This is a genomic window from Rhizobium sullae (assembly GCF_025200715.1).
In the GTDB taxonomy this organism is placed as follows: domain Bacteria; phylum Pseudomonadota; class Alphaproteobacteria; order Rhizobiales; family Rhizobiaceae; genus Rhizobium; species Rhizobium sullae.
In genome coordinates this window covers 2,265,838-2,291,204 of sequence record NZ_CP104144.1, presented here as the reverse complement: position 1 = coordinate 2,291,204, position 25,367 = coordinate 2,265,838, and the positions used below count along the sequence as shown (strand labels likewise).

The following is a 25,367-nucleotide window of genomic DNA, read 5'->3' as shown; positions in this document are numbered from 1 at the left end:
TCCGGCTCCTTGTTTCGTCATCGGCAAGATGGAGCGACTTTTCCGTCGTTTGTAGATGTCAATTGCTGTACTGGTTGGTTAGCGATACTGGACAATGAAAATGGACCTGAATCTTCTGCCCCTCTTCCTTGCAGTCTCGAAAGAGCGGAACTTTCGTGCGGCAGCCGATCGGATGGGCGTAACCCGTTCCGCCGTCAGTCAGGCGATCCGACGGCTTGAGGATCATCTCGGTACTGCACTCGTGGTGCGCACCACGCGGTCGGTGCAATTGACTGAAGCAGGCGCGCGGTTGGTTAGCTCACTGGAAGGGCCGTTGACCGACATAGGAAGTGCGCTGGATGCGACCGGGACGGCGGATGAGCCGCGCGGCCATCTCCGATTGACAGCAACTTCGATCGCCGAGCCTTTCCTCTCCGGTCCATTGCTGGCGAGCTTCGTCGCGCGCTGTCCCCATGTGACCGTCGATGTGACGGTAACCGATGAGGAATTCGATATCGTCGCCCATGGGTTCGATGCTGGAGTCAGGCTGGGCGAGGTGATTGAGAAGGATATGATTGCCGTGCCCGTGAGCGGCGAGCAGCGGGAGCGCGCCGCCGCAGCGCCCGCTTATCTCGCCGAGCGCGGTGCGCCCGCACATCCAGGCGAGCTCGTCGGACATCGTTGCATTGGCTGGCGGCTCTCGCCGGAGATTGCGCCTCACCGCTGGGAATTCGTCGAAGGCGGTCGCCCGTTCGACGTCGCGGTGGAGCCGCAAATCACGACGAACGACCTTCGCTTGATGCTCCGCCTTGCCCTGGCGGGAGCCGGTATCACCTTCGCCCCCGAGGACTGCCTGCAGCCGCATTTTGAAGACGGCTCGCTCGTGCCGCTGCTGGAAGAGTTCCTGCCGCCCTTTCCAGGTTTCTTCCTCTACTTTCCACAACGCCGCAACATGGCGCCGAAGCTGCGTGCGTTGATCGACCATGTGCGGCAATGGCAGAAGGCACGGTTAGGAGGATGATCGGGCGTCGGATGCGCCGTCGAGGGCGCTGGACGTCGCTCTACGCCCTCAAGGACTTCATGGGTCATCAGGGCTATCGGTCCTTTTGCGCGGCATGGGGAAGTTGGAAGATTTCTGTTTCACGATGGAGCCATCTGGAACAGTATGGACGTGATGCTCACAATGACTGAAGGATTGGAAATGCACGGATCTATCCAGGGGGTCAGTGGAATGCTTGTGCTGGCGCATGTCAGCCGGCGTTTTGGCGAGACGCAGGCGCTGAATGACGTTTCGTTCGCGCTCGCGCCTGGCGAAATTGTCTGTCTCGTCGGCCAGTCCGGTTGCGGCAAGTCCTCGCTCCTGCGCATAATCGCCGGGGTGGACAAGGCAGACAGCGGCGAAATTCTGCTGAACGGCGCGGTGATCGCGGGCGCGAACGGGTTCGTCGAACCCGAGGACCGTAAAATCGGTTTCATGTTCCAGGACTACGCCCTGTTCCCGCATTTGACGGTCGAGGAGAATGTGACGTTCGGCCTGAAAAAGCTGCAGCGGCATGAGGCACGTGCCCGCGCGGTCGAGGTGATACATCGCATCGGCATCTCGGCGCTTTCCGGCCGCTATCCGCACACGTTGTCGGGCGGCGAGCAGCAGCGCGTCGCCCTCGCGCGCGCCCTTGCCCCGAAACCGTTGATCCTCCTCATGGACGAGCCCTTCTCGAATCTTGACCGTGGCCTGCGGGAGCGGGTGCGCGAGGAGACCATCGCGACATTGAGGGCCTTGGGGACGACGGCGATTCTCGTCACGCACGACCCAGAGGAGGCGCTTTCGGTGGGAGACCGGGTCGTGTTGATGAAGGAAGGGGTCATCGTGCAGATCGGGACTGGATACGATATCTACGATTATCCCCGGTCGCTCTACGCCGCCGAATTCCTCGGCCCCTGCAACAGGATAAACGGGACATACCGCCAGGGCCGGATCGAAACAGCGCTGGGCACCTTTCCGGCCCGGCTCGATCTGCCGGAGGGCGCTAAGGCATTTGCCTGCATTCGTCCGCAGGCCCTCTTCCTCTCGCCTGGAGGCGAAGGGGTTGCCGGCCTTGTCGTGGGTTGCTCGTTCCTTGGCGAGATCGAGCAACTGTCGCTCAGGGTCGAAGGCGTTCCTGACCTCCTGCGCCTGCGCACAACAGGCCGCGCCGATGTACGGCCGGGCGAGTGGATTTCATTGAGCGTCGATCCAAAAGGCGTCCTGGTCTTTGCTGCGGAGCGAGCCGAAACGGCTGCTTTCGAGAAATAACTTGACCGTTTCGATCATATATGTTCGAGCAATTTGCTGGCTGTCAGTACGTCGGCCAGACCAGAACAATTTGATGGAGGACCGCATCTTGAAGAACATTTCCGTATTGCGGCATGCCCTGCTGGGTGGCGTTTTCGCTCTCGCCAGTGGCGCCGGTGCCATGGCGGCCGAACTGAACATTTACACGACGCGCGAGCCCGGATTGATCCAGCCGCTGCTTGACGCCTTCACCGCCTCGAGCGGCGTCAAGGTCAATACGGTCTTCCTGAAGGACGGCCTTGCCGAGCGCGTGGCCTCGGAAGGGGAGAGCTCTCCTGCGGACATCCTCATGACGGTCGATGTCGGCAATCTCGCCGACCTGGCCGAAAAGGGCCTGACGCAGCCAGTCGAATCGGACGCTCTGAAAGCCGCCGTGCCGGAAAACCTGCGCGACCCGGCCAACAACTGGTTTGCCCTCTCGATGCGCGCCCGTGTGCTCTACGCCGCCAAGGACCTCGATCTCGCCAGCTTCAATTACGAGAACCTGGCTGATCCGAAATGGAAGGGCAAGATCTGCATCCGCTCCGGTCAGCATCCCTACAACACGGCCCTCTTCGCCGATTACATCGCGCATCATGGCGCCGAGGCGACGGAAGCATGGCTTGCCGCCGTCAAAGGCAATCTCTCCCGCAAGGCGGGCGGCGGCGACCGCGATGTGGCCAAGGACATCCTCGGCGGCCTTTGCGACATCGGCATCGCCAATTCCTATTACGTTGGCCTGATGCGCTCCGGCAAGGGCGGCGAGGAGCAGGTCGCCTGGGGTAGCGCGATCAAGGTCATCCTGCCGACCTTCGAGGACGGTGGCACGCAGGTAAACATCAGTGGCGCGGCCGTCGCAAAGCACGCGCCGAACAAAGATGAGGCGGTGAAGCTCTTGGAATACCTCGTTTCGGACGAGGCCCAGAAGCTCTATGCGGAGGCGAACTACGAGTATCCGGTCAAGGCCGGCGCGGCAATCGATCCGATCATCGCCTCGTTTGGCGAGCTCAAGGTCGATCCCGTGCAGATGACGGAAATCGTCAAGCATCGCAAGCAGGCAAGCGAGCTGGCCGAAAAGGTCGGCTTCGACAACTGATGGACGAACCGGGCTCGGCAGCGCCGTGCCTGGTAATCTGCCGATGTCGCATCTCAATCTGCAACCTTCCTCCACACTGAAGGCTGCCCGGTATCGTTCCGGGCGGCGGTGGCTGTGTGCGTCCGTCTTCATCGCCGCCCTGGTGGCCACTCCGGTCCTCGCCCTTCTCTGGCAGGCGCTTCAGGGATCAAGCGGACTCTGGCCGCATCTTTTCGCCTATGTGCTGCCGCAAGCCTTCCTGCAGACCGGAATGCTGCTCGTCGGCGTCGGGGTCCTCGTCACGCTTCTTGGCACTTCGACGGCTTGGCTCGTCACAGCCTATGATTTCCCCGGACGCAGGCTGCTCGAATGGGCGTTGCTCCTCCCGCTTGCCGTGCCGACCTATATCATCGCCTACGCCTATCTCGACCTTCTCCATCCGATCGGTTGGGTTCAGGGCGCAATCAGAGCGGTGCTCGGCTATGCGAGCCCCCGCGACTTCCGCCTTCCCGATATCCGCTCGATGGCCGGCTGCATCTTGCTGCTCGGCTTCGTGCTCTATCCTTACGTCTACCTCACGACACGCGCGATGTTTCTCACCCAGTCGGCCAATCTGGTCGAGGTTTCGCGCACGCTCGGAAGCGGAAAAGGCCGTGTCTTCTGGCGGGTCGCGTTGCCGCTGGCGCGGCCGGCGATCGCCGTCGGCGTCAGCTTGGCCTTGATGGAGGCGCTGAACGATATCGGTGCCTCGGAGTTCCTCGGGGTGAAGACGCTGACCGTATCGATCTACACGACATGGGTGACGCGGTCCGACCTGCCGGGCGCGGCGCAGATCGCGCTCGTCATGCTGTCATTGGTGATAGCGCTCGTCACGATCGAGCGCTGGGCGCGCCGTCGCCAGCGCTATTGGTCGAGCGCTCAAAAGGCGCGGAGCTTCACGCCGCATCGTCTCGGGACCGCTTCCGGCCTGGCCGCGTTTGCGCTCGGTTTCTTGCCGGTGTTCATCGGGTTCATCGTCCCGGCGAGCTATCTTGCCATCGAGGCGTGGAAGCGCTTCCGCTTCACCGGGCTCTCGTCCCGGCTTCTGTCGGAAACGCTCAACACCGTGATCCTGTCGGCGATGGCGACGCTCGCCATCCTGCTCTTCGGCCTGGTCACCGCTTATGCGGCACGTTCGCTTCCCGGTCACATCACGGCGGCATTGCAGCGGATTTCCACGGTCGGCTATGCGATGCCTGGGACGGTGTTGGCCATCGGAATATTGGTACCGGTCGCTGCGCTCGACCGGATGATCGATAAAACTGCGCTCGAATGGCTGGGCACGTCAACCGGTCTGCTACTGATCGGGTCCGGGGCCGCGCTCGGCTATGCCTATGTCGCGCGCTTCCTGGCGATTGCGGTCGGTTCGATCGAGGCGGGCTTCAGCCGCATTCCGCGCTCGTTCGATCACGCCGCGCGCAGCCTCGGCGAGAATGTGACAGGGACGTTCCGACTTATTCATTTGCCGCTTTCGAAACCTTCGCTCGTCGCCGCAGGCTTGCTCGTGTTCGTCGACTGCATGAAGGAGCTGCCAGCCACGCTCCTCTTGAGGCCGCTCAATTTCGAGACATTGGCGACGCATCTCTATGGCGAGGCGGCGCGCGGAACCTATGAGGAAGCGTCGATTGCTGCGCTTGCCATTGTTCTCGTCGGCACCTTGCCGGTTATCATTCTTGCGCGAATCGGGCGGTGGAAATCCTGATGGGAAGCGGTGAGTTCTAGCGGCAATGGTTGTTGCGACGCCGATTTGACAACATCGACCATGACCGGCCCCCTGCAGCTTGAATCGAGCGCCCTGATCGACCCCGCCAGGAGCGGCCCAAGCGCCTCGGTGGCGCGCTTCCGCCTGCCTCCACGCCGCAACGGCAGTCAGATGCTCATCGTGAGTTGCGGAAGGTGGAAACCTGCCTACCGCTCGCCACCCCAGATGACCCGACCGCCACAGCGATCAGAGCGACGGCACCAGCAAGGAAAAGACATTTCAGCATTTGGCATACCTCACTAGCCTGAGGACGAGAACCGTCAGGTGGCCTCGTCCTGCCGCTGCCAATCGAGGCCTTCGAAGCGGATGAGATGCGATTCGATAACCGATTGGCCCCCACGCAAGGCTCTCCTCGCCTTCGGCCTTCACCGCCATGCGCAAACCACCCGCATCCGCATCGAGCGTGGCCACGCCGCGGTCGAAGCGGCATTCGCCATGGGTGCCCGAATAGGTGACCTCGACCTTATGCGCGAAATGCTTGCACAGCTGGATAAGGTACCCGTACCCGATGCGCAGGCAGGCGATGTAAGGCCCTATGGTCTGCGGATCCGGGGGGAAAGCAGAGGTTGGAGCGCCGACATCAGGCGTCGAAATGCTTCCATTCGCTGGCATAGGCCTTGCGGTTGTTGATGGAACTGGCCGGCTCGACATAAACGCGGGCCCGATCGGCGAGATGTTCGAGATGGCCGGTAATCTGCCATCTCCCTCCGGAAGAGGGGAGGATGTCAGGAAGATCTTTGGGGGAACTATCGTCGTCTGCCGTCGTCATGCGGCCTCGATATCGGTTTGAGAAAAGTCCTTGCCGATGAAGAGCAGCGGTTCGTCTGCGCGCTTTGCCAGAGCGTATGAGAAACAATCGGGAAAATTCAACCCCGCCGGATGGCGGCCCTTGCCGTAGGCCAGCCAGGCCTGCGTTGCCAGATCCACCAGATCGGCGTCGACCGGCACGATGTCGGCCTCGATTCTGGCAAGCCACAGATCGATCTCGGCCAGTGCGTGTTCGCCGCGCCGGCTGACCAACACCATGCGCGCCTCAAGGACACATGTCGCAGGGACCAAGCGAATAGGGTTGGCGACGACTTTCCTCTCGAGCGCTGCGGCCTCAGGTTCGCTGCGCAGAACCGCAACGATGGCGGAAGTGTCAATCACCATCAGTTCGGAATTCCGTGCTCATCATAGCCGATGATCTCTTCATCGCTGCGACTGTCGAGTTCGGGCAATCGCGCCAGTCGTCCTCGAATCGCCTGCATCTCGGTGAGCAGACGCTCCTGCGCCACACCGCCGTATCCCATGCGATGCAAGCGTTCGGTCAAAGCCTGATGAATAGCTGCGGTCTTGCTGATACCTTGCCGCCGCGCCAGCTCGTCAACGAGAGCGACTGTGGCGGGATTTTTGATGTTCAGGGACATGACCATCTCCGACATTCTACCTTTTAACGCATTTCTACCTCGAAAATCTCTCGCCGTCAAAACCTCCGATAAGGCAAGGATTTCGTTGAAAAACTCGGCAGATTGCTCGTTTTCAGGACTCTCTCAGCGTTTTTGGGACGAGGATGATCCGGTGTGTCCCGCGCTTTCTCGCAGCGCTGTCTTCGTAGTCGTTTATGCGGCGATGAATTGCCGAGTGGCGGCCTTGATGGTCTGAGTTTCGCCAATCTCCTCAGGTTCCGGCCCAGTTGCAGCAAGCAGGAATTCGTCTCGCGCGCCGCACCTTGCAGCCCAAACGAGCCATCCGGAGAATGCGTTTGAGCTGGACGAAATGCATATCGACCTTTTTGCGGCGATGCCAGGAACGCTCGTATTCGGGTGTGCCTCAAACCCGCCCGAGGGCAGGCCGTCTTGGCCCTCCTTCGGCTTTGCCGCCGTGGACTTCGAACTCGGGCGGGGAGGATCGCGTCTCATTTTGTTTCTCTTTGCAGATCGAGGGTGTTGACGACCCGAGATATGTCAATTAGATATCTGATATCTCAGTTATGGAATTGATATGTCGAACGCTGTCGAATTTCCATCCTTGCCGCTTTCTGATCTGGTCTCTCCGCAGGATTTGCCGGCCGGGGGGAACATGACCAACCGTATTCACGCGCTGTTGCGCAAGCTCATCGTCGAGGTAAAGCTGCTGCCGGGCCGCGCGCTTTCCGAAAAGGAGATCGCGGCACTGCTTCATGTGAGCAAGACGCCCGTTCGAGAAGCCATCATCCGGCTTGCAGAAGAAGGGTTTGTCACCGTCGTGCCGCAGGGCGGCACCTACATCGCGCCGATCGATGTGCAGCGCTACATGGAAGCCTGTTTCATCCGCTTCAAGCTGGAGGAGGGGGCTGTTGTCGAGGCCACCAAGCGGCATTCGCTGGAGGATATTGCGCGCCTGAAGACCTGCCTTGGCCAGCAGCGCGCCGCCGCCGAGGACGAGCAGTTCACCGATTTCTTCCTGCTGGATGAGGAGTTCCATCGCACGATCTTTGCAGCGGCCCGCCTTCCCGGCGCCTGGAGCGTCGTCAACCAAGCAAAGGGCGAGATGGACCGGATGCGGCATCTGAAGCGCGTATTTGCGGTTCGCCGGACTGAAAAGGTGATCGAGGAGCACGAGAATATCGTGGCCGCCATCGAGTCCGGCGATATCGAGCGGGCGCGCGAGGCGGTTCAGCTCCATCTCGGATCGCTCGAATCCAAGATCACTGAACTCTCCAAGAATCCGAAAATCTGGACCTACATCGAACAGGTCAACACGCGCGTCACCAAGAAACGCGTCTCAAGGGGCTCCAAATTGCCTGCCTGAACATCCAAGGCTTTTGAGGAGGGGCCTTTCATGTCTGCAGTTCAAATCAACGACGTCGTCAAGCGATATGGTGCTCTCGAAGTCGTCCATGGCATCAATCTGGCGATCCAACCCCAGGAATTCGTGGTCCTGGTCGGTCCGTCGGGGTGCGGCAAGTCGACGACGCTGCGCATGGTTGCCGGGTTGGAGGATATCTCCGACGGCACGGTTTCGATCGGCGGACGGGTGGTCAACAAGGTTGCGCCGAAGGACCGGGACGTCGCGATGGTGTTCCAGAACTACGCGCTCTATCCCCACCTCAATGTGGCGGAGAATATCGCCTTCGGCCTGCGCGTCAGGGGCGAGAAGCGCGACGTGATCGACAAGGCAGTTGTGGAAGCCGCGCAAATCCTGGGATTGACGGATTATTTGGCCCGCAAGCCTGCCGATCTCTCCGGCGGTCAGCGCCAGCGCGTCGCCATGGGCCGCGCCATCGTTCGCAGGCCCAAGGTCTTTTTATTCGACGAACCGCTCTCGAACCTTGATGCCAAGCTGCGTACCCACATGCGCGCCGAGATCAAGCATCTGCACAAGCGCATGCAGGCAACGAGCATCTATGTGACGCACGACCAGGTCGAGGCGATGACCTTGGCTGACCGTATCGTCATCATGAACGGCGGAAATATCGAGCAGATCGGTTCGCCGATGGAGGTGTTTCTCGAACCGGCAAACACCTTTGTTGCCGGTTTTATCGGCTCGCCGCCCATGAACCTTCTCGACGCCGTGATTGCAAAGCGCGGCGGTGGAGTGAAGGCCGTGCTGACAGGCAATACCGGCCAGAGCCTCAGCATCCCAGACGCTTTTGCGAAGGCCGCAGCAGAAGGCCAGCCGATCAAGCTCGGCCTCCGGCCTGAGATCATGTCCGTCCGGACCGGCGACGGACGCGAAACGCTGGACTGCGCCATCGAACTTGTGGAGCCCCTCGGTGCCGAGGCGCTGCTTCATGGCAAGACGGATGGGCATTCCTTCATCGCCAAGGCGGAAACGCTCTACTCCCATCATGAACTGAATGCCGTGGCGCGGCTCGGTATCGATACGGCGCGCATTCATGTCTTCGATGCCGCAACCGGCCGGTCTCTCAAGGCAGGGAGCGGGTTGAGGCCATGAAGCACAACCTACGCGAGAGCATGCATGATTTTTGGGATGATCTGCGCCGGGATTGGCAGCTTTATCTGCTACTAGCTCCGACGATCATCTGGTTTGCACTATTTCTTTACAAACCCATGTACGGGCTTCTGATCGCCTTCCAGGATTTTTCGATTTTCCGCGGCATCGAAGGAAGCCCTTGGGTCGGCTTTGCGAATTTCGCGGAACTCTTTCAAAACGACATGTTCGTCAGGGCTTTCGGGAACACGATCATCATCAGCGGCCTGGGCCTAATCTTCGCGTTTCCGGTGCCCATCATCCTCGCGCTAATGTTCAACGAAGTTCAGAGCGCGACGGCGCGCCGGTGGGCCCAGACTGTCGTCTATTTGCCGCACTTCATCTCGGTGGTGATCGTTGCGGGCATCGTCATCAACTTCCTCTCGCCCTCCACCGGTGTCGTCAATCTCTTGGTGAAAAGCCTCGGGCTGGAGCCCGTCTACTTCCTTACCCAGCCTGAGTGGTTCCGGCCCGTCTTCATCGGTTCGTCGATCTGGAAGGAGGCCGGGTTCGAGTCGATTGTCTACCTTGCGGCGATCGCGGGCGTCAGCCCGACCCTTTATGAATCCGCGCGGGTGGATGGAGCATCACGCTGGCAGATGATGTGGCGCATCACGCTCCCCAGCATCCTGCCCACCATCATCATCATGCTGATCATACGGATCGGCAATCTGGTCGAGGTCGGCTTCGAATACATCATTCTACTCTACCGTCCGTCGACCTATGAAACCGCCGACGTCGTCTCGACCTTCATATTTCGGACTGGTCTGCAGGGAACCCAATATGACTTGGCCACCGCTGCCGGCCTATTCAACGCGGTCATCGCTTTCGCCCTTGTCTATTCGGCAAATCGCATCAGCCGAAAAGTCTCTTCGACATCGCTTTGGTGAGGAGCTGAAGATGGCAAGCTTCAATCTTTATTCCCGCAGCGACAGGATTTTCGGCTGGGCCAACGCCATTCTCTTGGGCCTGTTCGTTCTGTCGACGCTCTATCCGTTCATCTATGTCCTTGCGGTTTCGGTCTCCTCCGGCGCGGCTGTCACGGCAGGCCGTGTGACGCTCTGGCCGGTTGATCTTACGCTCGCCGCCTATGATCGCGTGCTCTCGGACAGGATGTTCTGGGTCGCCTACGGCAATACCTTCATCTACACCTTCGGCGGCACGCTGATGAGCCTGGCGATCATGATACCAGGTGCCTATGCGCTGTCGCGCAAACGCCTGCGCGGCCGCACCTTCTTCAACGTCGCGATCGCCTTCACGCTGTGGTTCCACGCCGGGATGATCCCGTTCTTCTTGAACATGCGGGATCTCGGGCTTCTGGACAGCCGTTTCGGCATCATCATCGGCTTTGCCGCGAATGCCTTCAACGTCATCCTCCTGCGCAACTTCTTCGAAGCGGTGCCGAAATCCTTTGAGGAAGCCGCCAAGATGGACGGCGCGAGCGAATTGCAGCTCCTGTGGAAGGTCTTCATTCCGCTTTCCAAGCCGGCCATCGTCACCGTCGCGCTCTTCTGCATCGTCTCGCGCTGGAACGGATACTTCTGGGCAATGGTACTGTTGCGCGGCGAGGAAAAGATCCCGCTGCAGGTCTACCTCAAGCGCGTGATCGTCGATCTCAACTCGAATGACGAGTTTGCCTCCAGCCTGCTGACGGCCCGGTATTCGTTCGAGACGGTCACCTCGGCGATCATGATCGCCTCCATCATCCCCGTCCTCATCATTTATCCCTACGCACAGAAGTATTTCACAAAGGGAATTTTGCTGGGCGGGGTCAAAGAGTAGCAACACAAGGGAGGAAAACCTGTGAAAGCACTGCATAAAGGAGCGCCCCTACTGGCATTGATGACGGCCGTGATGATGGCATCGCCCGGTTCGGCCCAGGATGCGGGCAAGGTAACCGAGGATCCGCTGGAGCTGACGATCCATTTCCACTTCCGCGACAAATATGTCTATTCGGAAAAGTGGCCGGTGGAGCAAAAGGCGGCAGAGATTACCAATATCCATGTCCGCAACGTGGCGTCGCTTGCAACGACCAGCAGCCGCGATGCGTTCAACCTCCTAATCGCCTCGGGCGATCTTCCCGATATCGTCGGCGGCGACGCGACCGGCGGGCTGAAGGAAGACTTCATTCGCTACGGGTTGGAAGGCGCCTTTATCCCGCTGGATGACCTGATCGAGGAAAACGCACCGCATCTGAAGGCCTTCTTCGACAGCCATCCTGAAATTCGCAATGCGATCTCCGGACCGGACGGCAAGATCTATTTCATTCCCTATGTGCCGGACGGGAAGCTCTCGCGCGGCTGGTTTATCCGCCAGGACTGGCTCGACAAGCTCGGACTGAAGCGACCCGAAACGCCGGAAGAGGTCCATGAAGTCCTCAGGGCCTTCCGGGACAAGGATCCCAACGGCAACGGTATCAAGGACGAAGTGCCCTATTTTGCCCGCGAGGAAGTCGACGCGGTCCGCCTCATCAATCTCTGGGATGCGCGCGTGTCGGGGTCCGAGCGCTACGGCGATTTCGCCGTCTATGATGGAAAACTTCGCCATCCCTGGGCCGAGGAAAACTACAAGACCGGGATTTCGCATGTCGCGCAGTGGTACAAGGAAGGGCTGATCGACAAGGAGATCTTCACGCGCGGCGCGCGCTCGCGAGAATATCTCCTGGGCAATAATCTCGGCGGCATGACGCATGACTGGTTCGCCAGCACCTCGACCTACAACGACGCATTGTCGGGAAAGATTGAGGGTTTTGCCCTGAAACCGATGCTGCCGCCCAAAACCGCCTCCGGCGAGCGATTTGAGGATGCCCGGCGGCTGCGCGTCCAGCCGGCGGGATGGGCAATTTCGGCGACCAACGAGCACCCGGTCGAGACCATCAAATATTTCGACTTCTGGTTCTCCGACCAAGGCCGCACTCTGTCTAACTTCGGTGTTGAAGGCCTGACCTATGAAATGGTCAGCGGGAAGCCGCAGTTCAAAAAGGAGGTTCTGGAAAACAAGGACCCCGTGAACGCGCAGCTCTGGGGGGTCGGCGCCCAGGTACCGCGCGGGTTCTGGATGACCTACGAATACGAGCGCCAGTGGACCAACAAGATCGCGCTTGAAGGCATCGACATGTACGAGCAGTGCAACTGCCTCAAGGACGAGTTCCTGGGCGTGTCGCTCAATGCCGAGGAAAAGGCCGTCTTCGACCGCTACTGGCCGAGCATCCTCACCTACATGACCGAGATGCAGCAGACGTGGATCCTCGGTGCTCAGGACATCAATACGGGCTGGGACGCCTACAAGAAGCGCCTGACCGACATCGGCTATGATCAGGTCATCGATATCATGCAGGCCGCCTACGACCGCCAATATAAGGCGGCGCGGTAATCCTTCCTTATCCTGGATGGCGGCGCCGGTCGCTGCCATCCTCACACCACGCTTTTTCATAGGAGTTCGAGCCGCGATGCGTCACTCTGCCCCGGCCATAGTCAAACAAGCTCATCTCGATGAACCCCGACCGGGTTCATTGACCATTGGCTACGCGCCGAGCGAGCAGAGCCCTCCGACAGAGAACCCGCCGCGCTTCTCCTGGCTGCCCGACATCGATGATGGAGGGCGATATATCCTGCGGGTGTCGGCCGATCCCGGCTTCGCCGATGACAAGACGAGGACCTATAAGGACCTTGCCTGGAGTTTTTTCACTCCGGACGAAACCCTGCCGGAAGGTCGCTATCATTGGTCCTATGCGCTTTGGGATCCGAAGACCGCCACATGCAGTTCCAATTGGAGCGCGGTGCGCAGTTTTGAAATCAGTGAAAAATTGCCGCTGACCCCGCTGCCGGGCAGGGCCGCCCGACACACTGCCTCGCATATCAGTCATCCTCGGCTGTGGATGAATTCCAATCGGCTCGAAACTTTTGCGGCAGCCGTGGCAAAGGATCCGGATCACTGCGGCTGGTCGGATTTTTTTGCGAAATCCGCGAAACCCTGGCTTGAGCGTCCGATCATCGAGGAACCCAAGCCCTATCCCAACAATGTGCGCGTCGCGACACTTTGGCGGCAGATGTACATCGATTGCCAGGAGGCCATCTATGCGATCCGGCATCTTGCCATCGCAGGCCGCGTCCTGGGCCGGGACGATCTGCTGGACGCATCCCGCGACTGGTTGCTCGCCGTTGCGGCATGGGATCCGACCGGCGCAACCTCGCGCGCCTATAATGATGAAGCCGCGTTCCGCGTCGTCGTCGCATTGGCCTGGGGTTATGACTGGCTTCATGACCACTTGAGCGAAGAGCAACGCAATACAGTTCGAGCCGTCCTTCTGCGCCGGACGCGCGAGGTGGCTGAACATGTCATCGCCCACGCCCGCATCCACGTGTTTCCTTACGACAGCCATGCGGTGCGTTCGCTCTCGGCGGTGCTGACGCCGGCCTGCATCGCGCTTTACGGCGAAAGCGACGAGGCGGTCGAATGGCTCGACTATACCGTCGAATTCCTAGCGACCCTCTATTCCCCCTGGGCGGGAACAGACGGGGGATGGGCCGAGGGCCCCCATTACTGGATGACCGGCATGGCCTATCTCATCGAGGCCGCCAACCTGATCCGGTCCTATATCGGCTTCGATCTCTATCAGCGGCCGTTTTTTCAGAATACCGGCCGGTTTCCCCTTTACACCAAGGCACCGGGAACGCGGCGTGCCGGTTTTGGCGATGATTCGACCATGGGCGATCTGCCCGGCCTGAAGGTCGGCTACAATGTGCGCCAGTTTGCCGGCGTGACCGGGGATGGCCACTATCAGTGGTATTTCGATCGCATCAAGGCGGATGCGATCGGCACGGAAGCGGCCTTCTATAACTACGGTTGGTGGGACCTGAATTTCGACGAACTGGTCTATCGTCACGATTATCGGGAGGTGGCAGCGGCTTCGCCTGCCGACCTCCCCGCGCTTGCCGTCTTCAACGATATCGGCTGGGTGGCGATCCAGAACAATATGCAGGATCCCGACCAGCATCTGCAATTCGTCTTCAAATCGAGTCCCTATGGTTCGCTGAGCCACAGCCACGGTGACCAGAACGCCTTCGTTCTTTATGCCTATGGCGAAGATCTGGCGATCCAGTCAGGTTATTACATCGCCTTCAATTCCAGCATGCATCTCCACTGGCGGCGCCAGACCCGGTCGAAAAATGCGGTGCTCATCGGCGGCAAGGGGCAGTATGCAGAAAAGGATAAGGCGCTTGCCCGCCGCGCCGCCGGTCGCATCGTTGAGGTCGAGGAAAATCCCGGCCATCTTCGTATTCTTGGAGATGCGACGGCTGCTTATCAGGTCGCCAATCCGCTAGTTCAAAAAGCCGAGCGCGAAATCCACTTCGTCAACGACAGCTATTTCGTGATTGTCGATCACGTGGAGTGCTCCGAGCCGCAGGAACTGCAGTGGCTTTGCCACACGGTGGGCGCGCCGCAGGCCGGCCGATCGAGTTTCCGCTACAATGGTCGGAAGGCAGGCTTTTATGGACAGTTCATCTTTTCCTCCGCGGGCATGCCTCAAATCACGGCCGTCGAAGGATTCCCCGGCATCGATCCGGCGGAACTCGAAGGGCTCGAAGTGCATCACCACATTTGTGCCACCGCGCCGGCGGCGACGCGCCACAGCCTTGTGACCCTTCTCGTTCCCTACAGCCTGAAGGAGCCGAAGCGCATTTTCAGCTTCATCGACGATCAGGGCTTCTCCACCGACATCTATTTTACCGATGTCGATGACCAGCGTTTCAAACTGTCTCTTCCCAAGCAATTCTAGTCCGTCGGAGGTTTTCAATGCAGCGTTTCACAAACAAGACTGTCGTCGTCGCCGGAGCCGGTCGCGATATCGGGCGTGCGTGCGCCATTCGTTTTGCCCAGGAAGGGGCGAATGTTGTGCTCACCTACAACGGTGCCGAAGAGGGGGCGGCGAGCGCAGCGGCCGAAATCGAGAAGCTCGGCCGTTCGGCTTTAGCAATCAAGGCCGACCTTACGAAACGTGCCGATGCCGAAGCGGCAATTGCCACAGCCTCCGACAGGTTCGGTGCCATTCATAGCCTTGTGCATGTCGCCGGTGGCATGGTCGCTCGCAAGACCATAGCCGAGATGGACGAGGCGTTCTGGCATCAGGTCCTCGACGTGAACCTAACGTCTTTGTTCGTGACGGCAAAGGCCGTCCTTCCGAGGATGGCGAAGGGGGGCGCGATCGTGACCTTCTCCTCCCAGGCTGGCCGCGATGGCGGCGGGCCAGGTGCTATCGCCTATGCCACGTCCAAAGGTGCCGTCATGACGTTCACGCGGGGTCTTGCAAAGGAAGTCGGCCCCAATATTCGCGTCAATGCAGTTTGCCCTGGCATGATCGCGACGACCTTTCATGACACCTTCACCAAGCCCGAAGTTCGCGAACGGGTGGCCGGTGCCGCGCTCATGAAACGAGAAGGATCGAGCGAAGACGTCGCGGCGCTGGTGGCCTTCCTGGTGTCGGACGACGCGGCCTACATCACCGGTGCCTGCTACGACATCAATGGCGGCGTGCTGTTTTCCTGAGGTCTGGATGTCCGTGTCTCTACGAAGGGCAGGCCGCATCGCCATTCTTGGCACCTCGCTTGTCCAGCAGAACCACATTGGTGATGCTACGTCGCGTGCCACCTCGGCGCGCGGCTGGATGAGTTGGGCCGAGGTGTTGTCGAACGGCCGGCTTTCTTGTCCCATCCATCATGATCCAGGTATTGTTTCCGGCTGGGAGCCCAGCAATCGCGACGGCGTCAGTCGCTTCTTTTCGGGCCGCAATTTCGGAGGTTCCGGACAGAAAGCAATCGAGATCGAGCCCCGCCTGCCGCGGCCGTTCGCATCGGATTTCGATCTGATCGTCGTCGATGCCGACACAAGCCAGGAGGCAATTACGCTCGCGCCATTTTGCGCCGATGACGGCTCGTTTTTTCCGTTCCAGAGCACATCCTGGCGAGGAGCGATTGGGACACCGCCGCTGAAGCTCGAGGCCGGTGCCAAGGCGCCCGAACTTCACCTCGATGTCATCTTGCGCGCGGATGCGAGGCCCCTCGAGATCAAGATTTCCCGTATCGACATTCGGCCTGTTCCAAGTCCGGTACGCGCATGACGGGAAGCTCGCGTAAACCAAGACTGCTCGTCGCCATGCGGGACGAACTTCCCGAGGGATTTTTCGGGCCGCACGAATGGGTGAGGTTGAAGGCAGTGGTGGATGTTATTCCGGGTTTCCCCTTCACCGACTTCGACACGCTGACGGGTGCCGAAGCGCTTGCCGAGGCGGATATTCTTTTGGCGGCTTGGGGCACCCCGGCGTTGACGAGGGCGCGTCTCAAGCGTGCGCCCCGGCTCAGGATGGTCGCCTATGCGGCAGCGTCCGTGCGCACGTTCGCGCCAGCTGAATTCTGGGACGCGCCCGGCATCCTCGTTACGACGGCCGCGTCGGCCATGGCCGTTCCTGTTGCCGAATTCACCTTTGCGGCGATCATCATGTGCGGCAAGGATGTCTTCCGCCTGCGCGACGATCACCGAGCCGAGCGAGGTGCTGGTGGCTTCGGCAGCCGGCGCGGCCTGAATTTTCCCTATCTCGGCAATCATTCCCGTCGCGTCGGGATTGTGGGGGCCTCGCGGATTGGCCGTCTGATCATCGAGATGCTCGCCCGCAGCAAATTCCAGATCGCGGTTTACGATCCCTTCCTTAAAGCGCAAGAAGCCGCGGCACTCGGCGCCATGAAGATGGAACTGCATGATCTTCTCGCATGGTCCGATACGGTTTCGCTCCATGCGCCGATTTTGCCCGAGACCCGCCATATGATCGGCGCGCGCGAATTGTCGCTGATGGCAGATCGTGCTGTGTTGATCAATACGGCGCGGGGCTGGCTTGTCGATCATGGCGCGCTGCTGGTCGAAGCCCGGTCGGGGCGGTTGCGCATTCTGATCGATACGCCCGATCCCGAGCCTCTGCCACCGGATAGCCCGTTCTACGATCTTCCCAATGTCGTGCTGACTCCCCACATCGCCGGGGCGTTGGGCAATGAATTGAGGGCGCTTTCCGACCTTGCGATTACCGAGATCGAACGGTTCGTCGGCGGCCTCCCGCCGCTCCATCCCGTGCATAAGCGTGATCTGGAGCACATGGCATGAGGGGATTGGAATATTGCTTCTCCACCCTTGGCTGCTCGGACCTGAACCTGCACCAAGTGGCCGATCTGGCGAAACGAAACGGCATCGAGGCCGTAGAACTGCGTGGGCTTTCCGGAACACTCGATCTGCCGGCGGCACTTGCCGCCGAGTTCGGCAAGCCTTCCGGCTTGGCGGCTTTCCTGTCCCGTCAAAAGATAAGAGTCGCTGCGCTGAATACGTCCGTACGTCTGTTCGATGGGCCCGATCTGTCCCCGATCGAACCATTTATCGCCTGGGCTGAGGCGGCGGGCGCCGGATATCTGCGTGTCTTCGATGGCGGCAGCCGATTGAGCAAAGCCGGTATGGTGCAAGCCGGGGACATGCTGGATGCTTGGCAGGCGATGCGGCAGTCGCGTGGTCTGAAGGTCGACCTGATGATCGAGACCCACGATGCGCTGGCGGATTTCGAGCAACTTGTTGCGTTTGTCGAGCAGGTGCCGGCAGCGCGAATTTTGTGGGACACGCATCATACATGGGCGAAGGGGTCGGGCGCCGAGGCTCTCTGGGGCCGCATTGCGGCGAGCGTCGTCCATTTGCACGTCAAGGACAGCGCGCTGGATGGTGATGGGCGCCGGCATTACGTCCTGCCGGGACAGGGTGATTTTCCCATGGCAGGGCTGATGTCGCTTCTTTCGTCGGACGAGCGCCGCCTGCCGATCAGTCTGGAATGGGAGCGCCATTGGCATCCGGAATTGCCTCCCCTCGAGGACGCATTGACGGCAGCGTCTGGTTGGTGGCGACAAGGAGTTTTCTGATGCGCATAGCCGAAATCCATCTCACACCTGTCGCGATACCCGACAAACCCCTGTTGAACTGCAAGGGCGTCCACCAGCCTTATGCGCTGCGCACTGTGATCGAGGTCATTTGCGATGACGGGACGGTCGGATTGGGCGAAAGCTACGGAAGCACCAAGGCGCTGGAAGGCCTGCGGCGTGCGGCGCCCGCTTTGATAGGGCTCGATCCTTTCCATCTTCACGAGCTGAAGTCGCGCGTCATAACGGCGCTGCCCGAAGGCGGCGGCATCAATGCGAGGTCCGCAGTCGCCGATCACAAGCTGACCGATGTGGTTGCGTCCGCCTTCGAGGTTCCGTGTCTTGATATCCAGGGCAAGCTGCTCGGGCGCCCCGTGGCCGACCTGCTCGGAGGCGCGGTGCGCAGCAGTGTCTCCTTCAGTGCCTATCTTTTCTTCAAGTTCGGCGCCCATGTCGGGCAGGAACAAGATACGTGGGGCGAGGTGCTCACGCCGGAGCAGATGGTCGCCGAAGCGCGGGTCATGATCAAAGCTCACGGATTCCGCTCGCTCAAGCTGAAGGGCGGCGTGCTGCATCCAGACCTCGAAATCGAGACGATGTTGAAGCTGCGGGAGGCCTTCCCCGATCATCCACTGCGGATCGATCCCAACGGCGGCTGGACTGTCGAAACGGCCATTCATGTTGCGCGCAAGCTGGAGAGCGTCCTGGAGTATTTGGAGGACCCGGTCATCGGCACGGATGCCATGGCGGAAGTCGCCGCCGCTACCTCGATCCCGCTCGCCACCAATATGATCGTGCTGGAATTTGATCAGATCGCCGAAGTCTTTCGCAAAAGAGCGGTGCAGATCGTTCTGTCCGATCACCATTATTGGGGTGGCTTGCGAGCATCGACGCATCTCGGCAAATTATGCGAGACCTTGGGCCTCGGCGTTTCCATGCATTCCAATTCGCATCTCGGCATCACCCTTGCGGCAATGGTTCATGTGGCGGCGGCAACACCGAACCTGAGTTACGACTGCGACACCCATTACCCCTGGATCGGCGTCGATGTGATCGAGGGTGCGCCATTCACTTTTTCTGACGGCGCCTTGACTGTGCCGGATGGTCCGGGTCTTGGCGTTACCCTTGATCGCGACAGTCTGGCCGAACTGGCGGCTCTCTACAAACAGGCGGACATGAAGGAGCGCGATGACACCGCTTACATGAAGCAGTTTGATCCGGGCTACGAGCGACGAGTGCCCCGATGGTAGTTTTTGGCGAGCTTGTGGGGCGAGCGTTAAGCTCAGGTCTCCTGTTGCATCTCCAGACGTGCTACGGGTCGCGGAACAAGCAGGCAGGCTGGAACGATCAATACGGCGGTCACCAGCATGACTAGGAAGGTAGAATGTAGTGCGTGCTGAAGGGCGAGCCGCAGCTCTTCTGCACTGCTGACGACAGCACCCGTGCCATTCAAGAGAGCCCGCAGTTGCTCCGGCGTTATCGCCTGGCCGCTGGCGGTGTGCGCCAGGCCATAGGTCAGCACTGCACCAAGGACGGCTGCGCCGAGCGTGCTACCGAGATTTCGCGAGAAGACGTTCGAGGCGGTAGCGCTGCCGCGTTCAGACCAGTTCACGCTTTCCTGGATGAGGATCAAGGCGCAGATATTGAGTAATCCCATGCCAAAACCCATCACAAGTGAGCCGGCGCCAGCCAGGACAGCCGAACTCGAGGGTGTCAAGAGAAGCAGCAGGCACGTGCCCGCCGGAATGCAGACGCTGCCGGCGATCATGATGGGTCGCAAACCGAAGCGGCCAAACTGGCGGGATGCGATCGTTGCACCGCAGGGCCAGCCCAGCAGCAACATGGTCAATGCGAAGCCTGCCACGAGAGGCGAGCGGTTGAGAACCGTCTGCACGTACATCGGCAGGAATGTCGTCAGACCCATGATCGACATGCTTGCGAAAAAGACCGCCAGGTTTGCGAATGCTATCGGCCGTTTCAGCCACAGGTCAGGAGCGACCATGGGCGCTTCGGCACGGCGTTCCTGCCAGATGAAAGCGGTGAGAGTGACAACAGCGACGACGAGGGCAGCGATGGTTTGGCCCGATACGGCATTTTCCATTTCCGTCAAAGCAATCATCAACGAGGAAATAGAAATGGCGAAAAGTGTCGCGCCGAGCACATCGACAGAGACTATTCGACTCCGCTTCTCCTCGTGCAGAAACAGTATGAACCCCAATGCCGCGAGAAGTCCTACCGGCACGTTGATCCAGAATACCCAGGCCCATGGGAGATTGTGAATGATCAGGCTGCCGAGGAGCGGGCCAACGACGGCCGACAGCGCCCACACGCTTGCGAGATAGCCTTGGACCTTGCCTCGCTGGTTTCCGGGAAAAAGATCGGCAACTACGGTCATGGCGACGGGCTGAATCGATCCGGCGCCGATACCCTGGAGCAGCCGAAAAGCAATCATCGACGGCATCGACCATGCGAAGCCGGCAAGCACGGATGCGAACAGGAACAATCCGATACCCAGGAGGATCATCGGTTTGCGGCCATAAATATCCGCGAGCTTGCCGAATACAACGGTGGTTGCCGTCTGCGTCAGAAGGAATGACGAGAAAACCCAGGAATAGAGGTTGATCTGCCCCAACTGGGCGGCGATTTGCGGCATCGCCGTCGAAACGATCGTTGCCTCGATGGCAATCATCGCCATGCTTGCCATGATCGCGACCACAACGAGCCCGCGATGGGAAGTTTTTTCAGACATGGATGGCTCTTCAGACAAAAAGGACGCCTTGAGGGGGAGGGCTTGGGCGGCAATGAGGGGCTATTGCATGAGGACCTAACTACTCTTCAGATCCCTGGCGTCAAGCAACGATTGGACTGCTATCGACCCAGGCGGCCCAGCAATATCTGTTCCTGCCGATCATCAGCTCTTATTCGCCGGCAAACAGCATTGAGTGATATCTGCAGAAGCACGTTGCGGGTCAGTCTGTCTGCGCCGACCGCAATCAGTTCGAAAGGTTCGGCCGTGTCGCCTGCCTTGACGAAACCGTCGCCTGCAGGCTCGGCATGAGGTCGCAGTTCCACGTTCCGATATTGGGCAAAGTCGATGGGTGACTGAGGCGACCAGAGCTGCGAATGCCACTGAGCTTGAGAAGCAGCCCGTATCGAAATCAGCCGGTTCCAGCGGCATTACCCCGCCATGCTGCAGGTGAAACGCCCACGGTCTTTTTGAATGCCCGGCTGAAGGCAGCCTCGGATTCATAACCAATTTCACGGCCTACAGCCGCCACCTTCATGGAGCTGTCGCCAAGGAAGCGCGCGGCAATCTGCATACGCCAGAGGGTCAGATACTGCATCGGCGCATGGCCCACGAGATGCGTGAAACGTCCCGCAAAGGCTGCGCGCGACATGCCGGCGCGACTTGCCAACTCGTTCAGCGTCCACGGGTATGCGGGCTGTTCATGGAGCATGATCAAGACTTTACCGATCGCAGGATCACGCAGGCCCGAAAGCCAGCCGGTCTCATGGGCCGGCAGGCTCTCCAGATATTGGCGCATCAGCTCGACGAAAACCAGCTCGCTCAATCTCAGCCGGATGGATCCGCCGCCAACCCGCGGCCGGCGCGCCTCGGCAAGCGTGAGGTCGATGAGAGGGCTCAAGAGTCCCTCGCGCCGGTCGTGCGACCGCTTGATCCGCAGAAGGCGCGGCAGGGTTGACAGCAAGGGATTGAACGGCCGCATGTCACAGCCGAGAAAGCCGCAGACGAATTCGCAGCGCGGATCGCCGCCGCCGCCTTCTCTGGACACGAAGGGCAGCTTGCCCGCCGCCATGTCGCGGAAAAAGTCCATTGTCGCTTGGACGTCGAATTCTGGCGCCCGGTCGGGTTCGCTGAGCATCGAATACGGGTCGCCATGCGGCAGCACAAGTATGTCGCCGGCCTCGAACCATGTCGAGGTGGCGTGTGGAATGCCGGCCCAGCCCGAGCCCTTCAGGATAATGTGATAGGATACGATATGCTGGGCGCGTGGCAGAATAATCGAGGAAAACGCCGCTGCGTGCGGCACCTCCAGGCCCCAGGGAAAGGACGCCTCCACAAGAAAGAATAGCGCTCCCGTCAGCTTGACTGTGCCCAGCACGTCCGAAAGCGGGTCGGTGCCAAGCGGCCTGTGCTGGGCACGCGATTCCGCTGCCGCAGAAGGGCCGTCGCACCCTCGCCCATCGAGCATCTTGGACGATGCGGCAAGCGACAAAGACGTCCGATCATGGGCCTGAACCATTTTTGAAGCATATCCTGTGCGCACCGGCATATCCAGCGAATGTGCCGGTGCCGCGAATTCAACGTGGAGGAAAGCCATGGTGACGCATGAGGAAGTGCGCAGTCCGTCCGAGGTTTATGACGCCCATTTCGTGCCGGCGCTGTTTGCCCCATGGGGACGGGTCATCGCTGCTGAAGCCGGGGTGCAGAAGGGCGACTGCGTACTTGACGTGGCTTGCGGTACCGGCGCTCTGACGTTCGCCGCGGCTGAAATCACCGGTCCGTCGGGTTCGGTTGTCGGGCTTGACGCAAACCCGGAAATGCTGGTGGTTGCGCGCCGCAAACCTGGCAAAATCGAATGGATGGAAGGAATGGCTGAGGCGCTGCCATTGCCGGACGACAGCTTCGACGCCGTTGTCAGCCAGTTCGGCTTCATGTTCTTCGAGGACAAGCCGAAGGCGCTCGCCGAGATGATGCGGGTCCTCAAACCGGGCGGCCGGCTGGTAGTCGCAGTATGCGATGCGGTCGAGAACTCGCCGGGATACAGCGCATTCGCGCTGTTACTCGACCGGCTGTTCGGCAAGGAGGTGGGGAATGCCTTCCGCGCGCCCTTCAGCCTCGGTGATGCCGGGCGGCTGCATGAAATCTGCAATACAGCGGGTGTCGCAGGCGCAGAGGTTGTCTGCCGCGAAGGAAAAGTCCGCTTCAAGTCGATCGACGCCCTGGTGTCCGCCGAACGCGCCTGCGTGTGGACGCTCGGTGGTGTGCTCACCGACGAACAGTTCGAGCAGCTTCTCAACGAATCGAAGACGGCACTCAGGTCCTTCGTGATCGATGACGGCTCGATCGAATTCCAAATGCCGTCGCTCATCATGAAGGTACGCAAGTCGTAGTCTAAATCTAAGTTGAGAAGGCGGCTCCGGCGAATGGAGGCAGCGGCGCCTCCAGTTCTGACGAACGGTCGCCGGAAGGTCGCAAGCGTAACCAGGATTTGCTGTAGGGCTAATTCGAACGAGAGGCAGAAGGTCGAAACGAGGCCGATGATCGAAATCATCCGACGAGGGTTCATGCACGAGTAACTGGGTGACTGACCATGCTCTCGCTATCTGCTTCAAAGTGCCGCTTCCGATGAACCCGCCCTTTGTCCCGAGCTGATGTCGCCATGAATGCTATGCAGCTTACATATCGCGATAAAAGCGCACTGATCTCAAGCCTTCGTGCGGGACTGCAGCGCCACGATAACCCGATCGGCCATAGATGAGCAGCGGGAGCCATCGAAGGGGAAGAGGGCCGAGAACGCTCCTGCAAGCTGCTTTTCTATTGCCACGCGCATCAGCTTTCGCGCCCTGTGCAGACGGGTCTTGACCGTCTCGATCCTGATATCGAGATGTGCCGAGGTTTCCTCAGTGCTCATGCCTTCCACGTCGCGGAGCACAAAGACAGCGCGAAAATCGACCGGCAGCCCGTCAACCGCGTGCTCGAGCAACGTGCGAACTTCACTGCGTGAAAGTTCCATCTCTGGATCGGACACAGCGAGCGACATTGGAAACTGCAACACTTGGCCTCCATGGTTCTTCAACTGCATGTCAAGGTCCTCGAGCCCGGTGGTCTTCCGTTGACGGCGTATGCGCCCGAGCGCTTCGTTGAGGACTATTCTTGTCAGCCAGGTGGACAGCCGGGCCTTGCCGCGAAACAAAGCCAGATGTGTGAAGGCCTGAACATAGGCGGCCTGCACGATATCCTCCGCCTCGGCATCGTCGCGAATGATGGCGCGCGCTGTACGGAACAGGCGTCGATTGTGCCGCTGGATAATCATGCGGATCGCACGTTCGTTGCCCTCGCGTGCAAGCTCGACGAGCTGGTTTTCGGCGAGCATAAATGTTTCCAGATTCTGTCGTTCGGCCGTGACCAGTGGAATAACCATGAATTCTCCGTTTTTTTCGCTGTTGTCGGGCAGCGTCCAGCCCTATCGCTGGACGTCCAGTCTCCCCACCATCGCAGGGTGGAAACGGCAGTAGAAATCGATGACTCCTCTCTGCCTGACCGTTATTCGTCTCTCCGACTTCGGCGGAAGATCGACGTCGAAGCTCTTGTCGCGCGCCGTGGCTGTATGACGGAAGATATCATCGTTTCGCCAGATGATCACGTCGCCCACGTGAAGCGAGCCCGCCGGCGCACCGAACCCCATATTGGCGATCGTGATCTGATATTCCGCCGCCAAAGCAGCAGGCGATGCCATGGCAAAGGTTGCCGCAACCGCCACCGTGAGCAATACCGTTCTGAATGCCGAGGTCATCGTTGCGTCTATTTGATCATCGAGGCCAGATGCTCAGCATGCATCTGGTGTTCCTTAAACAACGTCAGGCCGGTTTCCAGCAGCGCCTTGAGTTCGGCATTTTTTGCGGAGGGGATCAGGGTTTCCGCGAGCGCACTATTGACCGCCTTGTGGTAGGCCACCTCGTTTTCGACATAGGCCTTGTCGAAGGCGGCACTATTGAGCGCGTCGAGCGTTGCCAACTCCTTTGTCGCCTGGGAGGATAAGGACTGGCTGATCGCATTGTCTTCCGGCGTAACCTTCAGCTTCTTGACCAGAGCCAATGCCTGTTCATTGACCGCCTTGTGATCGCGTTCCATAACTTTCGCGAATGCGATGACATCGGCGTTCTTGCTTTTCCTCAGCGCCTGCTCTGCGGCGGTGACGTCGATCTGTCCAGCTGTGTAGGCGACATGGGCGATCTGCGGATCGGTCGGCTTGGCATCGTCAGCCATCGCACCGGTGGCCAATGATGCCGCGAAGAAGGTCGCTGCCAGAATGCGCTTCAACATGATCTAACTCCCTAAGGTCCAACTATTGCGCCGAAACAGGCGACTCCTGTATTCGACGGCAGACATTGGATGCAGCATCCCCGGAAAGGTTCCCCGGAAATATTTGGCACGGATTCAAATGACAGAAGCAGGGTCACAGCCTGGCTCACGAACTGCTTCGTGACAACCGCAAGTATCGATTAGAGGCCAGTGCCCCAGAATGCCATTCGCGGGTCAATGGTTCAAATTCACTCAAGGCG

The 25,367-nt window shown here is 59.9% G+C and carries 25 protein-coding genes and 1 pseudogene; 16 read left to right on the top strand and 10 right to left on the bottom strand.

Annotated elements, in window-relative coordinates; all coding sequences use genetic code 11:
* Nucleotides 1–94: 94 nt before the first annotated feature.
* The 4 genes from N2599_RS31795 (at nt 95) to N2599_RS31780 (ending at nt 5,106) form a co-directional block, all read left to right on the top strand.
* Nucleotides 95–1,000: a LysR family transcriptional regulator gene (locus N2599_RS31795; protein ID WP_027509121.1), complete on the top strand. Its 906-nt coding sequence runs from the start codon at nt 95–97 to the stop codon at nt 998–1,000.
* A gap of 180 nt (nt 1,001–1,180) precedes the next feature.
* Nucleotides 1,181–2,272, top strand: coding sequence for an ABC transporter ATP-binding protein (locus N2599_RS31790; protein WP_084606421.1), 1,092 nt, complete (start codon nt 1,181–1,183; stop codon nt 2,270–2,272).
* Nucleotides 2,273–2,369: 97 nt separating this feature from the next.
* Entirely contained in the window at nt 2,370–3,386 is a 1,017-nt protein-coding gene (locus N2599_RS31785) for a Fe(3+) ABC transporter substrate-binding protein (RefSeq protein ID WP_027509122.1), read from the top strand.
* A 43-nt stretch (nt 3,387–3,429) separates the two neighbouring features.
* Nucleotides 3,430–5,106: an ABC transporter permease gene (locus N2599_RS31780; protein WP_027509123.1), complete on the top strand. Its 1,677-nt coding sequence runs from the start codon at nt 3,430–3,432 to the stop codon at nt 5,104–5,106.
* 279 nt (nt 5,107–5,385) lie between these two features.
* Here N2599_RS31780 and N2599_RS31775 read toward each other — a convergent pair whose 3' ends face one another.
* The 5 genes and pseudogenes from N2599_RS31775 to N2599_RS38150 all read right to left on the bottom strand — a co-directional run.
* The gene (locus tag N2599_RS31775) at nt 5,386–5,778 is read right to left on the bottom strand and encodes a DUF2218 domain-containing protein (RefSeq protein ID WP_375714143.1); all 393 of its coding nucleotides are present in this window, start codon (nt 5,776–5,778) and stop codon (nt 5,386–5,388) included.
* A complete protein-coding gene (locus N2599_RS31770) occupies nt 5,747–5,935 on the bottom strand; it encodes a hypothetical protein (protein WP_027509124.1) in 189 nt (62 codons plus the stop codon). The genes N2599_RS31775 and N2599_RS31770 overlap by 32 nt, the downstream gene beginning before the upstream one ends.
* On the bottom strand, nt 5,932–6,318 hold the full coding sequence (locus tag N2599_RS31765; protein WP_027509125.1) for a type II toxin-antitoxin system VapC family toxin: 387 nt from the start codon (nt 6,316–6,318) through the stop codon (nt 5,932–5,934). The genes N2599_RS31770 and N2599_RS31765 overlap by 4 nt, the downstream gene beginning before the upstream one ends.
* On the bottom strand, nt 6,318–6,575 hold the full coding sequence (locus N2599_RS31760; RefSeq protein ID WP_027509126.1) for a type II toxin-antitoxin system VapB family antitoxin: 258 nt from the start codon (nt 6,573–6,575) through the stop codon (nt 6,318–6,320). The genes N2599_RS31765 and N2599_RS31760 overlap by 1 nt, the downstream gene beginning before the upstream one ends.
* Nucleotides 6,576–6,802: 227 nt before the next feature.
* Nucleotides 6,803–6,975: pseudogene (locus N2599_RS38150) on the bottom strand (IS5/IS1182 family transposase); the annotation flags it as partial.
* Between the two features lie 252 nt (nt 6,976–7,227).
* Between N2599_RS38150 and N2599_RS31755 the strand changes: the two are divergent.
* The 11 genes from N2599_RS31755 (at nt 7,228) to N2599_RS31705 (ending at nt 19,309) form a co-directional block, all read left to right on the top strand.
* The gene (locus N2599_RS31755) at nt 7,228–7,938 is read left to right on the top strand and encodes a GntR family transcriptional regulator (protein ID WP_037141473.1); all 711 of its coding nucleotides are present in this window, start codon (nt 7,228–7,230) and stop codon (nt 7,936–7,938) included.
* 30 nt (nt 7,939–7,968) lie between these two features.
* Nucleotides 7,969–9,084, top strand: a complete 1,116-nt coding sequence (locus tag N2599_RS31750) for an ABC transporter ATP-binding protein (RefSeq protein WP_027509129.1) — start codon at nt 7,969–7,971, stop codon at nt 9,082–9,084.
* A complete protein-coding gene (locus N2599_RS31745) occupies nt 9,081–10,010 on the top strand; it encodes an ABC transporter permease (protein ID WP_027509130.1) in 930 nt (309 codons plus the stop codon). Before N2599_RS31750 ends, N2599_RS31745 begins: the two co-directional genes overlap by 4 nt.
* 10 nt (nt 10,011–10,020) lie before the next feature.
* Nucleotides 10,021–10,902 (top strand): carbohydrate ABC transporter permease, encoded by an 882-nt coding sequence (locus N2599_RS31740; protein WP_027509131.1) that lies wholly within the window; start codon nt 10,021–10,023, stop codon nt 10,900–10,902.
* Nucleotides 10,903–10,962: 60 nt separating this feature from the next.
* A complete protein-coding gene (locus N2599_RS31735; RefSeq protein ID WP_037141394.1) occupies nt 10,963–12,492 on the top strand; it encodes an extracellular solute-binding protein in 1,530 nt (509 codons plus the stop codon).
* Between the two features lie 76 nt (nt 12,493–12,568).
* Nucleotides 12,569–14,899 carry an alginate lyase gene (locus tag N2599_RS31730; RefSeq protein WP_027509133.1) on the top strand — a complete coding sequence of 777 codons (2,331 nt, stop codon included), beginning with the start codon at nt 12,569–12,571 and terminating at the stop codon, nt 14,897–14,899.
* Between the two features lie 17 nt (nt 14,900–14,916).
* Nucleotides 14,917–15,666 carry an SDR family NAD(P)-dependent oxidoreductase gene (locus tag N2599_RS31725; protein ID WP_027509134.1) on the top strand — a complete coding sequence of 250 codons (750 nt, stop codon included), beginning with the start codon at nt 14,917–14,919 and terminating at the stop codon, nt 15,664–15,666.
* A gap of 7 nt (nt 15,667–15,673) precedes the next feature.
* Nucleotides 15,674–16,237 carry a hypothetical protein gene (locus tag N2599_RS31720; RefSeq protein WP_027509135.1) on the top strand — a complete coding sequence of 188 codons (564 nt, stop codon included), beginning with the start codon at nt 15,674–15,676 and terminating at the stop codon, nt 16,235–16,237.
* Nucleotides 16,234–17,268 (top strand): hydroxyacid dehydrogenase, encoded by a 1,035-nt coding sequence (locus tag N2599_RS31715; RefSeq protein ID WP_027509136.1) that lies wholly within the window; start codon nt 16,234–16,236, stop codon nt 17,266–17,268. The genes N2599_RS31720 and N2599_RS31715 overlap by 4 nt, the downstream gene beginning before the upstream one ends.
* Entirely contained in the window at nt 17,265–18,062 is a 798-nt protein-coding gene (locus N2599_RS31710) for a sugar phosphate isomerase/epimerase family protein (RefSeq protein WP_027509137.1), read from the top strand. The genes N2599_RS31715 and N2599_RS31710 overlap by 4 nt, the downstream gene beginning before the upstream one ends.
* Nucleotides 18,062–19,309, top strand: a complete 1,248-nt coding sequence (locus N2599_RS31705) for a glucarate dehydratase family protein (RefSeq protein ID WP_027509138.1) — start codon at nt 18,062–18,064, stop codon at nt 19,307–19,309. The genes N2599_RS31710 and N2599_RS31705 overlap by 1 nt, the downstream gene beginning before the upstream one ends.
* A 32-nt stretch (nt 19,310–19,341) precedes the next feature.
* Here N2599_RS31705 and N2599_RS31700 read toward each other — a convergent pair whose 3' ends face one another.
* Together N2599_RS31700 and N2599_RS31695 are read right to left on the bottom strand one after the other, a co-directional pair.
* Nucleotides 19,342–20,808 carry an MDR family MFS transporter gene (locus N2599_RS31700; RefSeq protein WP_027509139.1) on the bottom strand — a complete coding sequence of 489 codons (1,467 nt, stop codon included), beginning with the start codon at nt 20,806–20,808 and terminating at the stop codon, nt 19,342–19,344.
* A gap of 409 nt (nt 20,809–21,217) precedes the next feature.
* Nucleotides 21,218–22,324 (bottom strand): AraC family transcriptional regulator, encoded by a 1,107-nt coding sequence (locus N2599_RS31695; RefSeq protein ID WP_244914724.1) that lies wholly within the window; start codon nt 22,322–22,324, stop codon nt 21,218–21,220.
* 76 nt (nt 22,325–22,400) lie between these two features.
* Between N2599_RS31695 and N2599_RS31690 the strand changes: the two genes are divergently transcribed.
* Entirely contained in the window at nt 22,401–23,195 is a 795-nt protein-coding gene (locus tag N2599_RS31690) for a class I SAM-dependent methyltransferase (protein ID WP_027509141.1), read from the top strand.
* 314 nt (nt 23,196–23,509) lie between these two features.
* Here N2599_RS31690 and N2599_RS31685 read toward each other — a convergent pair whose 3' ends face one another.
* From N2599_RS31685 to N2599_RS31675, 3 genes are all read right to left on the bottom strand, one after another.
* Complete coding sequence (locus tag N2599_RS31685) at nt 23,510–24,226, bottom strand: RNA polymerase sigma factor (protein WP_027509142.1); 717 nt, start codon at nt 24,224–24,226, stop codon at nt 23,510–23,512.
* A gap of 42 nt (nt 24,227–24,268) precedes the next feature.
* Complete coding sequence (locus N2599_RS31680; protein WP_087002369.1) at nt 24,269–24,541, bottom strand: cupredoxin domain-containing protein; 273 nt, start codon at nt 24,539–24,541, stop codon at nt 24,269–24,271.
* Nucleotides 24,542–24,606: 65 nt separating this feature from the next.
* Nucleotides 24,607–25,128 carry a DUF4142 domain-containing protein gene (locus N2599_RS31675; protein WP_027509144.1) on the bottom strand — a complete coding sequence of 174 codons (522 nt, stop codon included), beginning with the start codon at nt 25,126–25,128 and terminating at the stop codon, nt 24,607–24,609.
* Between the last annotated feature and the right edge of the window lie 239 nt (nt 25,129–25,367).

What these genes read in the sequence shown, in the direction of transcription:
- N2599_RS31795 (WP_027509121.1), top strand. Translation starts at nt 95, where the DNA reads ATGAAAATGGACCTGAATCTTCTGCCCCTCTTCCTTGCAGTCTCGAAA.
- N2599_RS31790 (WP_084606421.1), top strand. Translation starts at nt 1,181, where the DNA reads ATGCACGGATCTATCCAGGGGGTCAGTGGAATGCTTGTGCTGGCGCAT.
- N2599_RS31780 (WP_027509123.1), top strand. Translation starts at nt 3,430, where the DNA reads ATGTCGCATCTCAATCTGCAACCTTCCTCCACACTGAAGGCTGCCCGG.
- N2599_RS31775 (WP_375714143.1), bottom strand. Translation starts at nt 5,778, where the DNA reads ATGCCAGCGAATGGAAGCATTTCGACGCCTGATGTCGGCGCTCCAACC.
- N2599_RS31770 (WP_027509124.1), bottom strand. Translation starts at nt 5,935, where the DNA reads ATGACGACGGCAGACGACGATAGTTCCCCCAAAGATCTTCCTGACATC.
- N2599_RS31765 (WP_027509125.1), bottom strand. Translation starts at nt 6,318, where the DNA reads ATGGTGATTGACACTTCCGCCATCGTTGCGGTTCTGCGCAGCGAACCT.
- N2599_RS31760 (WP_027509126.1), bottom strand. Translation starts at nt 6,575, where the DNA reads ATGTCCCTGAACATCAAAAATCCCGCCACAGTCGCTCTCGTTGACGAG.
- N2599_RS31755 (WP_037141473.1), top strand. Translation starts at nt 7,228, where the DNA reads ATGACCAACCGTATTCACGCGCTGTTGCGCAAGCTCATCGTCGAGGTA.
- N2599_RS31750 (WP_027509129.1), top strand. Translation starts at nt 7,969, where the DNA reads ATGTCTGCAGTTCAAATCAACGACGTCGTCAAGCGATATGGTGCTCTC.
- N2599_RS31745 (WP_027509130.1), top strand. Translation starts at nt 9,081, where the DNA reads ATGAAGCACAACCTACGCGAGAGCATGCATGATTTTTGGGATGATCTG.
- N2599_RS31740 (WP_027509131.1), top strand. Translation starts at nt 10,021, where the DNA reads ATGGCAAGCTTCAATCTTTATTCCCGCAGCGACAGGATTTTCGGCTGG.
- N2599_RS31735 (WP_037141394.1), top strand. Translation starts at nt 10,963, where the DNA reads ATGACGGCCGTGATGATGGCATCGCCCGGTTCGGCCCAGGATGCGGGC.
- N2599_RS31730 (WP_027509133.1), top strand. Translation starts at nt 12,569, where the DNA reads ATGCGTCACTCTGCCCCGGCCATAGTCAAACAAGCTCATCTCGATGAA.
- N2599_RS31725 (WP_027509134.1), top strand. Translation starts at nt 14,917, where the DNA reads ATGCAGCGTTTCACAAACAAGACTGTCGTCGTCGCCGGAGCCGGTCGC.
- N2599_RS31720 (WP_027509135.1), top strand. Translation starts at nt 15,674, where the DNA reads ATGTCCGTGTCTCTACGAAGGGCAGGCCGCATCGCCATTCTTGGCACC.
- N2599_RS31715 (WP_027509136.1), top strand. Translation starts at nt 16,234, where the DNA reads ATGACGGGAAGCTCGCGTAAACCAAGACTGCTCGTCGCCATGCGGGAC.
- N2599_RS31710 (WP_027509137.1), top strand. Translation starts at nt 17,265, where the DNA reads ATGAGGGGATTGGAATATTGCTTCTCCACCCTTGGCTGCTCGGACCTG.
- N2599_RS31705 (WP_027509138.1), top strand. Translation starts at nt 18,062, where the DNA reads ATGCGCATAGCCGAAATCCATCTCACACCTGTCGCGATACCCGACAAA.
- N2599_RS31700 (WP_027509139.1), bottom strand. Translation starts at nt 20,808, where the DNA reads ATGTCTGAAAAAACTTCCCATCGCGGGCTCGTTGTGGTCGCGATCATG.
- N2599_RS31695 (WP_244914724.1), bottom strand. Translation starts at nt 22,324, where the DNA reads ATGGTTCAGGCCCATGATCGGACGTCTTTGTCGCTTGCCGCATCGTCC.
- N2599_RS31690 (WP_027509141.1), top strand. Translation starts at nt 22,401, where the DNA reads ATGGTGACGCATGAGGAAGTGCGCAGTCCGTCCGAGGTTTATGACGCC.
- N2599_RS31685 (WP_027509142.1), bottom strand. Translation starts at nt 24,226, where the DNA reads ATGGTTATTCCACTGGTCACGGCCGAACGACAGAATCTGGAAACATTT.
- N2599_RS31680 (WP_087002369.1), bottom strand. Translation starts at nt 24,541, where the DNA reads ATGGCATCGCCTGCTGCTTTGGCGGCGGAATATCAGATCACGATCGCC.
- N2599_RS31675 (WP_027509144.1), bottom strand. Translation starts at nt 25,128, where the DNA reads ATGTTGAAGCGCATTCTGGCAGCGACCTTCTTCGCGGCATCATTGGCC.